10 protein-coding genes are annotated in these 11616 nt (G+C 63.9%); all 10 read right to left on the bottom strand.

The features are described 5' to 3' along the window. Positions 1-41: 41 nt before the first annotated feature. Positions 42-833, bottom strand: a complete 792-nt coding sequence (gene fecE, locus AD670_RS05720) for a Fe(3+) dicitrate ABC transporter ATP-binding protein FecE (RefSeq protein ID WP_053129072.1) — start codon at positions 831-833, stop codon at positions 42-44. 4 nt (positions 834-837) lie between these two features. Then, positions 838-1806, bottom strand: coding sequence for an iron chelate uptake ABC transporter family permease subunit (locus AD670_RS05715; protein ID WP_053129069.1), 969 nt, complete (start codon positions 1804-1806; stop codon positions 838-840). Further along, a complete protein-coding gene (gene fecC, locus AD670_RS05710; RefSeq protein ID WP_053129066.1) occupies positions 1803-2792 on the bottom strand; it encodes an iron-dicitrate ABC transporter permease FecC in 990 nt (329 codons plus the stop codon). The genes AD670_RS05715 and fecC overlap by 4 nt, the downstream gene beginning before the upstream one ends. A 2-nt stretch (positions 2793-2794) precedes the next feature. Further along, positions 2795-3715 carry a Fe(3+) dicitrate ABC transporter substrate-binding protein gene (locus AD670_RS05705; protein ID WP_053129063.1) on the bottom strand — a complete coding sequence of 307 codons (921 nt, stop codon included), beginning with the start codon at positions 3713-3715 and terminating at the stop codon, positions 2795-2797. Positions 3716-4035: 320 nt separating this feature from the next. Beyond that, positions 4036-6441 (bottom strand): TonB-dependent receptor, encoded by a 2406-nt coding sequence (locus AD670_RS05700; RefSeq protein WP_053129060.1) that lies wholly within the window; start codon positions 6439-6441, stop codon positions 4036-4038. Positions 6442-6564: 123 nt separating this feature from the next. Beyond that, on the bottom strand, positions 6565-8175 hold the full coding sequence (locus AD670_RS05695) for a gamma-glutamyltransferase family protein (RefSeq protein WP_053129057.1): 1611 nt from the start codon (positions 8173-8175) through the stop codon (positions 6565-6567). A gap of 22 nt (positions 8176-8197) precedes the next feature. After that, positions 8198-8977 carry an amino acid ABC transporter ATP-binding protein gene (locus AD670_RS05690; protein WP_053129053.1) on the bottom strand — a complete coding sequence of 260 codons (780 nt, stop codon included), beginning with the start codon at positions 8975-8977 and terminating at the stop codon, positions 8198-8200. Between the two features lie 2 nt (positions 8978-8979). Continuing rightward, the gene (locus tag AD670_RS05685) at positions 8980-9756 is read right to left on the bottom strand and encodes an amino acid ABC transporter permease (protein ID WP_015884889.1); all 777 of its coding nucleotides are present in this window, start codon (positions 9754-9756) and stop codon (positions 8980-8982) included. 12 nt (positions 9757-9768) lie between these two features. Continuing rightward, positions 9769-10575, bottom strand: a complete 807-nt coding sequence (locus tag AD670_RS05680; protein ID WP_053129050.1) for an ABC transporter substrate-binding protein — start codon at positions 10573-10575, stop codon at positions 9769-9771. A gap of 64 nt (positions 10576-10639) precedes the next feature. Further along, positions 10640-11308 (bottom strand): GntR family transcriptional regulator, encoded by a 669-nt coding sequence (locus AD670_RS05675; protein WP_053129047.1) that lies wholly within the window; start codon positions 11306-11308, stop codon positions 10640-10642. Between the last annotated feature and the right edge of the window lie 308 nt (positions 11309-11616).

Genomic DNA, 11616 nt, shown 5'->3' with positions numbered 1-11616 from the left:
TGCTATCGGGAGCAAGCCCCCTCCCACATTTTTTGATCGCGTCAGGCTTGGGCTCGGGTGCTTTTTTCGACCAGGCACATCGGCGTGCCTGCCACCGGTTCGCGCATGATCTGCACCTGCACCTCAAACACCTGGCGCATCAACTCGGCACTGATCACCTGCGCCGGCGTGCCATCGGCGACCAGCTTGCCGGCGTGCATCACCGCCAAATGGTCGGCGTAGCGGCAGGCCTGGTTGATGTCGTGGAGCACGGTAATCACGGTCTTGCCTTCGGCGGCCAGTTCGCCCATCAGATCGAGCAGTTCGACCTGGTGGCTGATGTCGAGGTAGGTGGTGGGTTCGTCGAGCAGCACCACGGGGGCGTTCTGTGCCAGGACCATGGCCAGCCAGGCGCGTTGACGCTGGCCGCCGGACAGGTCCGCCAGGGCGCGGTCGGCCAGGTTGTCGAGCTCCAGGCGTTGCATGGCTTGGGTCACATGGGCCTGGTCATTGCCGCTCAGGCGTCCCCACAGCGAGTTGTGCGGGCTGCGGCCGTAGGCGACCAACTGGCGCACGCTGACGCCTTCGGGCACCGGCAGCACTTGGGGCAGGAATGCAATGTGCCGGGCCAGTTGGCGGGCGGACAGGCTGGCGTAGGCCTGGCCATCCAGGCTCAGCTCACCTTGCGTGGGCTTGAGGATGCGCGCAAACGCCTTGAGCAAGGTGGATTTGCCGCAGCCATTGGGGCCGATCAACGCGGTGACTTTTCCCGTCGGCGGCGTGAACGACAGCCCCTGCACGATGGGTGTGGCGCCGTAGCCGATATCCAGCGCGCGTGCTTGAAGAATACTCATGTCATCAGCCCTTGAACCGTGCCAGCAACCAAAGAAAATACGGGGCGCCAATCACCGCCGTAAGCACCCCGGCGGGGATTTCGCTGGGCGCGATCAGCGTGCGCCCGAGGGTGTCGGCCAGCACCAGTAACAGCGCGCCGATCAGCATCGCCGCCGGCAGCAGGTACTGGTGATGCCCACCGACCAGGCGCCGTGCCATATGCGGTGCGACCAGGCCGATAAAGCCGATCGGCCCGATCACGCCCACGCCCAGGCTGGCGAGCAGCACCGCGCAGGCCATCGCCAGCCAGCGTGTGCGGTTCAGTGCGGTGCCCAGGCTGTGGGCCGCCTCATCGCCGAGGGCGATCAGGTTCAGCGGTTTGGCCAGGCACAGCCCCAGCGGGATCAACACCAGGAACGGCAGCACCAGCACTACATGGTGCCAGTTGCGGCTCCACAGGCTGCCAGTGAGCGCGAGCAAAGCGGTGTTGATGTCCAGCGGGTGGGACAGGATCAGAAACTCGGTGACGCTGGACAAGGTCACCGCAATCGCCACCCCGGACAGCGCAAAACGCACGCCGGAAAAACTCACACCGGTGTTGTACAGCGCCAACAGCAACGCACCACCGGCGCCGCCCAGGCAGGCCACCAGCGGCAGCCAGGCAATCGGCAGGTGCGGCCAGCTGATGATCGCCACGGTCAGCGCGAGCCCCGCACCTTGGGTCACACCGAGGATCTCCGGCGAGGCCAGCGGGTTGCGAATCACGCCCTGCACAATCGCCCCGGCCAGGCCGAATGCGCAGCCGGCGAGGATCGCGATCAGGCTGCGTGGCAGGCGGTGGTTCCAGACTTCAAAGTCGAGGGCGTCATGGGCCAGCAGACGCTCCAGCACGGTTTCGGGCGTGAGCCACAGGGTGCCGGCGCTGAGGCTGACGAAGGTCGCCAGCAGTAATAAACCGAGCAGCAGCCAGAGGCGCAATCGTGGCTGGGTCATAGGGCGCGCCTGGCGAGAAAGAGGAAGAACGGGGCACCAATCAAGGCAGTGACCACCCCGGCCGGGGTTTCCACCGGGAACGCCACGGCGCGGCTGAGCAGGTCGGCGCCCAGCACGATCACTGCGCCCAAGGCGGCACTGAGTGGGATCAGCCAGCGGTAGTCATTACCGAGAAACTGGCGAAGGATATTCGGCGCGATCAACCCGACAAAGCCGATGGGCCCGACCGCGCAGACACTCGCCCCCACCAGCAACAGGCTGGCGACGAACACCTGCAAACGCAGGCTGGCAATGCCAACGCCCAACGAGCGCGCGGCGTCTTCGCCAAGGTTGATCAGGTTCAAGCGCGGCGCACACCACAGCGCCCACAGGCCGCCGATCAAGGTGCACGGCCAGAGCAATTGCACCTGGGCCGCACCGACGTTGGCCAGGGAACCGGCCAGCCAATTGAGCACGCTTTGCGCCTGGGCCTCGACCAGGATCACCGTGAGCCGGGTCAAGGCAGCACACAACGCGGCGACGGCCACCCCGGCCAACACCAGGCGACCTTGGGCCGTGGCCGGCGACCAGGCGCCACCGAGGCTGAACACTGTGATCCAGGCCAGTGCGCCGCCCAGGCAGGTCATCAGCAAGGCACCGCCGGCAAACGGCGGTGCGACCAACCCGGTGGAAAACAACGCGAGCCCCAACGCCGCACCTGCCGTCACGCCGAACAGCGACGGCGATGCCAGACGGTTGCGGGTGATGCCCTGCATCAGCGCCCCGGCCAGGCCCAGGCAGGCGCCCACCAATGCCGCGCACACCGCACGCGGCACGCGCAACTGGGCGACGATATAGGCCATATTGCCGCCCACGCTGCCCTGATGCACCAGGCCATTCCAGGCGTCGGCCGCCGTGAGGGTGAACGGCGACCAGCTGTACAACGACAGCCAGAACAACACGGCACCCAGCACCACGATGCCGGCTGCGGCCAAACCACGGCCCATGCTTATTGACTCTGTACGGCTTTGCCGCCCTTGAGGATCGCCAGGGCATCCTCGGCGATCTGCTCCGAGGCCAACACACCACGGTTGCGCGCCCAGCTGTCACCGTCCACTTCGGCCACCTGCTGGTTGCGCACCGCGCCCAACACTTGCCACAGCGGCTGCTTGCTCCAGCTGTCGACGATGCTCGGGCGGCGGTAATGGCCGACCAGCAGCCAACCTGGATCGAGGGCGAGCAGTTGTTCCAGGCTGACGAATTCGGTCGGCGCGGCGTTGGCGCGCACCGACGGCACTTTCAGGCCGATGGCTTGCAGCACGCTGCCGGCGTAGGAGTCCGGGCCGTGCACGGAGAAGCTGTCTTCACGGGCGACACCGAACAACACGCTGGCACCGGCGGGGATCTGCTGGGCGATTTTCTTCAGGTTTTCGCGGTTTTGTGCGATGCGGGCTTCCATCTGCGGGCTTTTGCCCAAGGCCTTGCCGATCAGCTCAGCGGACTTGAGGCTGCCCTCATAATCCTCACCACGCGACGGCAGCAACAGGGTTGGCGCAATACTCGCCAAGTCGCTGTACAGCGCCTGGTGGCGGTTGAGGTCGGCCACGATCAGGTCCGGCTTGAGCCGCGCGATTTCCTCGATGCTCGGTTGCGAGCGCAGGCCCACGGATTTCCACTGGCCGATGGCCTGACGCACACGCGGCAGCACGCGATTGGCGTCGCCATCATCGGCGGCGCCGACGGGGGTGACGTCCACGGCGGCGAGGCTGTCGAGAAAAGAGAACTCCAACACCACCACACGCTTGGGCGCACCGGGCAGATGCACCGCGTGCTGGCCGTCATTGAGGTCGATGGGGGCAGCGCTCAGCAGGCTGGAAGAGAACGCCAGCAGGCAGGCGGCAAGGGTGGGGATGGAGCGCAGCAATCGCATGGAGGTACCTCGGCGTTAAAACACCCCAACTGGACGGGCTGGGGAAAACGGCGGGTACTATTCCATATTGGGGCGGCGTGATCAAAAAACATTCTCATTAACTAACGCCTCGCCTCCTGTGGCGAGCGGGCTTGCCCCGCGTTGGGCTGCGTAGCAGCCCCAAGACCATTCGCTGAGGAGTACCTGACACACCGCATTTGACTTGATTGGGGCCGCTTCGCAGCCCAACGCGGGGCAAGCCCGCTCGCCACAGGGGAACTCGCCAGTCTCTGAAAATTGTGTAGATACCTATGGCCCCCTCCCACATTTTTAATCCGCGTCTAGAAGTCGACGGTGGCAGACAGCAAGTAGGTGCGCGGGGTCGACAAGGTCAGCCCCGGCTCGCTGTCATCCGACGCGCCGGCCGAACTCCAATAGCGCTTGTCGGCGACGTTCTCCACATTTGCCCGCAGGGTGATGTGTTTGTCATCGACCTTGAAGGCGTAGCGGGCGCCGACGTCGATACGGTTCCAGGCGTCGATTTCCTTGACGTTGGACTGGTCCAGGTATTGGGAGCTGGAATGGATGCCACGGCTGGTCAGGGTCAGGCCTTCGAGGGTCGGTACGTCCCACTCGGCACCGAGGTTGACGTTGTACTTGGGCGTGGCCGGCGCGCGGTTGCCGTCCCAGGCGCCATTGGTGGTGTCCTTTAGTTTGCTGTCGATGTACATCACACCGCCGAGCAGGCGCACGCCCTTGAGCGGTTCGCCGAACACGCTCAGCTCCGCACCGGTGTTCTGGCGTTTGCCGTTGGGGCCGAACAGCTGCGAAGTGGCGTTGGTCTCGTAGGCCGGTTGCTTGATGCGGAACACCGCGGCGGTGACGGCGAAGGCGCCCGCGTCGTACTTGGCGCCGACTTCCACCTGGCGGCTGATAAAGGGCGGGAAGATCTGGTCTTCGTTGCGCGACGTAGACGGTGCGATCTTGCCCTGGCTCAACCCTTCCATATAGTTGGCGTACAGCGACAGCTTGTCGGTGGCTTTGAACAGCAGGCCGCCCGAAGGCGAGATCTTTTCTTCATCGTAGTTGGTGTCGCCTTTGATGCCGTTGCTCCAGTCGTCCACGATGACTCGCTGCCAGCGCGCGCCGAGGGTCAACAGCAGGCGGTCATCGAAAAAGCCCAGGGTGTCGGACAAGGCCACGCCGCTGAACTTGTTCTCGGTATACACCTTCGCATCCTGGCGCGTGGCCACAGACGGCGTCGGGGTTTGCACGGGGTTGTAGAGGTTGCTCGATGCGTTGGCATAACGCGCACCGCCGTTGGTGAAGTCCATATAGAAGTAACTGGCGGCCAGGTTGACCTCATGGCTCACCGGCCCGGTGTGGAACCAGTTACGCACGCCGGCCGTGGCGGTGCGCACGTTTTCATCGCGGGTGAAATCCCGCGGCGAGACGGTGAACGCGCCGGCTGCGTTGCTGACCGAGACCGCATGGCGCAGGAACTCGTGGTTACTTTTACGCGCGCCGACACCGCCGTAGAGCATCACCGAATCGCTGAGGTCATATTCGGCATTCACCGTACCGAAGGTGTCCTTGGTGCGGGCCTTGCTCCAGGACTGCGCATAGTTGCGGCGCACATCGTTGGCGCTGGGCACCGGCGCGGCGGCCGCTACCTGTACACGCTCCTGCGGAGCATCGGTGTCGCGTTCGGTGCGGCCGATGTCGGTGGAAAGACGCAGGCGCTCGCCGCGAAAATCCAGGCCCAGCACGGCCATCTCACGGTCGACGCTCTGGTGGTCCCATTCGGTGTCGCCGGACTGCTTCACGCCGTTGAAGCGCAGGCCGAACTTGTTGTCTTCGCCAAAGCGCCGGCCCACATCCACCGCGCCCCCGGCCTGGCTGTCGGAGGCCCAGGTGCCGGTGAACGAGGTGATGTCCTTGTCGGTGGCGCGCTTGGGCACCACGTTGATCCCACCGCCGACGCTGCCGCGCGGCGAGATGCCGTTGATCAACTGGGTGGGGCCTTTGAAGATGTCGACGCGGTCGGCCATTTCCATGTCGATGGTGTAGGTCGGTAGCACGCCGTACAGGCCGTTGTATGACACATCACTGTTGAACAGGCTGAAACCGCGAATGGTGAACTGCTCGTAACGCCCACCGGCCGGGTTGGTGGCGCGTACCGACGGGTCGCTGGCGATCAGGTCGCCGAGGGTGCGCGCCTGCTGGTTTTTCACCGCGTCCTGGGTGTAGGTGGTCATGCTGAACGGCGTTTCCATGAAGTCACGGGTGCCCAACAAGCCTTGCGAACCACGTCGCGCCACCTGGCCACCGGCGTAGGTGTCGCCGTCGTACAGGCCGGTGGTACCGAGGATGGACGTGGGCGCCAGTTCCAGGCTGCCGCCCTCCGGCATCGGCACCAGCATGTACGCTTGCTCGCCCATGGGCTGCAACTGCAGGCCGGAGCCTTGCAGCAAGCGGGCAAAGCCTTCTTCCACACCGTATTCGCCGGATAAACCACTGCTGCTGCGCCCGCTGACCAGCGCCGGGTCCACCGACAGGTTGACCCCCGACAGCCCGGCAAAACGGGTCAACGCCGCGCTCAGGCTGCCGGCAGGCACCTGGTAGCTGCGGCGCGCGGCGCTGTCTTCGGCATAGCTGACGGGGACGAACAACGGGCTGGCGCTGAGGCTCAGCATCAGGCTCAGTTTGAGCAACGGGCGCAAGCGCAAAGGGAGGACGGCGGACATTGGAAGAAGCTCTCGATTTTGTTCACTTGCCTGGAATGACAGGCGAGGTGAAAAAAGGGGACAGGCTTCGACCAACTTTTTTCAAAAATGGCAGGGCAATGGCGGCGCCATGCCCTGCTCTGGTTACCATACCGCGATATGCGAATCCGCACGCGGTTCGGTGCCGCCGCACAGCACGCCGCTGACCGGGTCGCGCAGGATGATCTGCCCACGGCCGTAGTCGGTGAGGTCGCTGGCGATCTGCACCTGGTGACCACGCCGGATCAGGGCATTGGCCAGGTCCCGGGAGGCGCCCTGCTCGATGCCGACCTTCATGTCGCCCAGCCATTGCCAGCGCGGCGCATCCAACGCAGCTTGGGGGTTGAGGCCGAAGTCCACCAGGTTCATCACCATCTGCACGTGGCCCTGGGGCTGCATATAGCCGCCCATCACGCCGAACGGGCCAAGGGCCTGGCCGTCCTTGGTGAGGAAGCCGGGGATGATGGTGTGGAAGGTTTTCTTGCCCGCTGCCAGGCAGTTGGCGTGGGTCGGGTCGAGGCTGAATTCCTGCCCACGGTTCTGCAGCGCGATGCCGCTGTCGGGCAATACCACGCCGGAGCCGAAGCCGTGGTAGTTGCTCTGGATGAACGAGACCATATTGCCTTCGGCGTCTGCCGTGGCCAGGTACACCGTACCGCTGGCGTGCGGGTCACCGGGTTTGGGCGGCTGCGCCTGTTCGCCGATCTGGGTGCGGCGGCGCGCGCTGTAGTCGTCGCTGAGCAGGTCGGCCACTGCCACGCGCATGTGCAGCGGGTCGGTGATGTAGTGCAGGCCGTCGCTGTAGGCGAGCTTCATGGCCTCCAATTGGCGATGCCAGGTCTGTTGGCTGTCGCGGTGATCGAAGCTGAAGCCTTCGAGGATTTTCAGCGCCATCAGCGCCACCAGGCCCTGGCCGCTGGGTGGGATTTCCCAGACGTCGACACCGCGATAATTGATGTGGATCGGGTCCACCCACTGTGCGCGGTAATCCTTGAGGTCACTGGCGCGCAGGTAACCACCGGTGGCCCGTGAATGGGCGTCCAGGCGTGCGGCCAGGTCACCGCGATACAGGCTTTCGCAACGGCTGGTGGCCAGTTCTTCCAGGGTGCGCGCCTGGGCCGGGTTGCGGAAAATCTCGCCCGCTTGGGGTGCGCGCCCATCGATGAGGAACGTGTCGAACCAGGCTTGCAGCACTCCATCGCGGTGCGGGCTGAATTCGTTCAAGGAGATCTGCCATTGATGGGCAACCACCGGTGACAGCGGGAAACCCTCGCGGGCCAGGCTGATGGCGGGTTGCAGCAACTCGGCAAACGGTAGCTTGCCGAAGCGTTGCGACAGCTCCGCCCAGGCCGATGGGCAGCCGGGCACGGTCACTGGGGTCCAGCCGTACAGCGGCATCCGGTCGTGCCCGGCGGACTTGACCGCCTCGATACTCAGGGCGGCTGGCGCATGACCGTTGCCGTTCAGGCCATGCAACTGGCCCTTGCACCACACCAAGGCAAACGCATCGCCGCCCAGGCCGCAGCCGGTGGGCTCCACCACCGTGAGCGCCGCCGCCGTGGCGATGGCCGCGTCGATGGCGTTGCCGCCCTTTTGCATGATCTCGATACCGGCCTGGGCGGCCAGGGGCTGGGATGCGGCGACCATGCCACGACGGGCAAAGACGCTCTGGCGCTGCGACGGATAGGGATACTCGTGAGCAGAAAATTTCAACATGGCAAAGGCTCTTCAAAAAAAGTCATAACACACGGCTGAGAAACGCCCGGGTACGCGGATGGCTGGGGTGGCTGAAGATCTGTTCCGGCGGCCCTTGTTCGATGAGTTCGCCCTGGTCGAGTACCACCACGCGGTCCGCCACTTCACGGGCAAAGCCCATTTCATGGGTGACCACCACCATGGTCATGCCCTCCTCGGCCAGCTCTTTCATCACCTGCAGCACTTCGCCGACGGTTTCCGGGTCGAGGGCGCTGGTGGGTTCGTCGAACAGCATGGCCTGGGGTTTCATCGCCAGGGCGCGGGCGATGGCGACCCGTTGCTGCTGGCCGCCGGAGAGCATCGACGGGTAATGGCTGGCCTTGTCCGCCAGGCCCACCCGCGCCAACAGGCCACGGGCCTGTTCCAGCGCTTCGGCACGTGGTGTGCCGAGGACCTGGATCGGCGCTTCGATGATGTTTTCCAACGCCGTCATATGGGGGAACAGGTTGAAGCGCTGGAACACCATGCCGATGTCGCGACGCTGGCGGGCGATGTTGCGCTCCGAATCGCGCACCAGGCTGCCGTCGCTGCGCTCGCGATAGCCCATGGCGCGGCCGTTGACGCGGATGCGCCCGCCCTGGATGTCTTCCAGCAGGTTGATGCAGCGGATAAAGGTGGTCTTGCCGGAGCCCGAGGCGCCGATCAGCACTACCACTTCGCCGCGCCGTACTTGCAGCGAGATGCCCTTGAGGATCTGCAACTCGCCGAACGACTTCTGAATATCCAGTGCTTCAATGATCAGTTCTTCACTTTGGTGCGCCATGGTTATCGTCCCCTCAGCAGTTTCAGGGTGCTGCGCCCGAACATACGGCTGGCTGCCGGTGGCGGCGCGGAAGGCCGGTCGGACTGGCTGAAGCGGGTTTCGAGCCAGCGCTGGAAAAAGCCCCAGAGCGTGGTCAGCGTCAGGAAATACAGGGCGACCACCAGGTACAGCTCAAACACGCGGAAGGTCGCCGAGGTGATCATCTGGGTGCTGAGCAGCAACTCCTGCACACCGATCACGCTGACCAGGGTGGTGTTCTTGAGCATCACGTTGAACTCATTGCCCAGCGGCGGCACGATCACCCGGAACGCCTGGGGCAGCACGATGCGCCGCATCAACTTGGCGAAGCCCATGCCCAGGGAGCGCCCGGCTTCATATTGGCCCTTGTCTACCGCACCGATACCGGCACGGATGATCTCGGCCATATACGCGCCTTCGTTGAGGCCCAGGGCAATGATCGCCGCCTGGATATTGCCGGGGACGATCAAGCCGAACAGCTCGATATCCTCAAAGCGGAAAATCCCGCCCGCCGCCAGTGCCGTGTACAGAAACACGATCTGTACCAGCAGCGGCGTGCCGCGCATCAGCCACACATAAAAACGCACCGGCAGATGCAACAGCGGGTTCTTCGACAAGCGCAACAGCGCCGCCGCCAGCCCCAGCGCGCAGCCCAGCAGCATCGCCAGTACGCTGATCAGGCAGGTCAGCCACAGCCCCGTGAGGTAAACCCCACTAGGCTGCAGCAGGTACTGCCAGAACACATCCCAATTGAAATTCATTGTTGTAGAACCTCAGTCGAGTGTGTCGCTGCTGACATGCCATTTGTTGAGCAATTGCACATAGCTGCCATCGCTGCGCATGTCGCTGATGATCTGCTGCACGGCGGCAGTGAGTTGCGGGTCGTCCTTGCGCATGCCAAGCCCGGTGAGGATGCGACTGAACGCCGGCACGCCTTCCTGGAACAGGTCCGGGGCCATTGCGGCGTAGTAACCGGCGGTTTCCACGGTGGTGCCGTAGGCGTCGACCTGGCTGATGCGCAGGGCCTGGAACGCGTCGGTGTCGGTGTTGTAGACCACCAGTTTCATCGGTGGCTTGCCGGCCTTGGTGAGGCTTTCATTGTGGGTATCGAGCAGGGTCTTGACGGTGGAGCCGTTGAGCACCGCCACTTTGTGCGCGGACAGGTCATCCAGCGTCTTGATGCCCTTGGGGTTGCCCTTGGGCACCACCACCGCCTGGCTGGAGTACATGTAGTTGACGATGTCGATCACCTGGCGCCGCTCGGGTTTGTCGAACAACTGGTCGACGATCATGTCGCACTGCTGGGCGAGCAACGCCGGCACCAGGCCAGAGAACGGGATCACCCGCCACTGCACTTGCTTGTCGCCCAGGCGCTTGGCGATTTCCAGGCCCAGGTCGACGGTGAGCCCGCGCGGTTTCTGGGTTTCATCGAAGGACACCAAGGGCGGGGAATCCATCCCCGAGCAATAGACCAGTTTGTCGACTTTTTGCAGACGATCCGGCACTTGAGGCGCAGCAACGGCCCCTTGTGCGCAGAGACCGAGGGAGACAGCCACCAGCAAGGCGCGGCATTTATGCATGACCAGACACTCCAGTTCGTTGAATAACGGGGCAGGACTAAAGTCAAAACACAGCAGGTTTTTCTTATTTTTCGGTTTGCAGGAACTGGATCAGTGCCGGCACGGTGCCTTCGATGTGTTCGCGCACCACGGCTTCGGCGCGGGCGGCGTCACCGGCGCGAATCGCATCGAGGATCACGGCGTGTTCCTGGCGGGCGCTGAGGGGCTTTTCGCCGTGCTGCAACCACAAGCGCATGGGCGCCTCGACCAGCGAGTACAGCGCCGAAATCTGCTTCATCAAGCGTGGGCGGCCGCTGAGGCTGCACAGGTATTCATGGAACGCGCGGTGCCGGCTGACCCAGGCGGCACTCTCGTCGCGGTAGTCGTCCATCGCGTCGAGCATGCGTTCCAGCGCCGCCAGTTGACGCTCGCCGATACGGCCGACGGCGACGCGCACCGCCAGGCCTTCGAGCGCGCTGCGCATTTCGAAAACCTCGTGCAGTTCGTCGATATCCAGGCCGCTGACGATAGCGCCACGGTTGGGGCGCAGGGTCACCAGGCCCTGGGCATCCAGGCGGCGAAACGCCTCGCGCACCGGCATGCGGCTCATGCCGATCTCGGTGGCGATGTCTTCGGCGATCAGGCGGTCGCCCTTGCGGTAGCGGCCGCCGCAAATAGCATCGAGGAGAAAGTTGTAGGCCTCCTCCTCTGCGGTGAGGGGCTGGCGGTCAACGTAAGCGGGGGCAAATTGCATCGGCAGCACCTTTTGAATTTTTGTATCCAATTATCCACGGATACAAAAAAGCAGGATGCGTGCCAAGTGATCGAGATGCGGGCTAAGGGATTGATTCAGATGAAATAGAAGAAAAAAGCTGACGGGGACGTGAACCCTGTTGCGCCGGAACTTGCTACCAAATAGCGCAGGAAATGCCCCATGGGTGGGCGGAAGTAACACGCGGAAACGAATTAGCTGTGGGCGATTCACCCACTTGAGAACATGGACAAGATTCAGCTCTGCATGGCGCAGAGGGTTGGGGGGTGAGAACAGGCTTATAAATTATT

Origin of the sequence: Pseudomonas sp. MIACH (assembly GCF_001269925.1) — a bacterium.
Lineage (GTDB): Bacteria > Pseudomonadota > Gammaproteobacteria > Pseudomonadales > Pseudomonadaceae > Aquipseudomonas.
The sequence above is the reverse complement of the archived record's forward strand: the minus strand, read 5'-3'. Positions and strand labels throughout refer to the sequence as shown.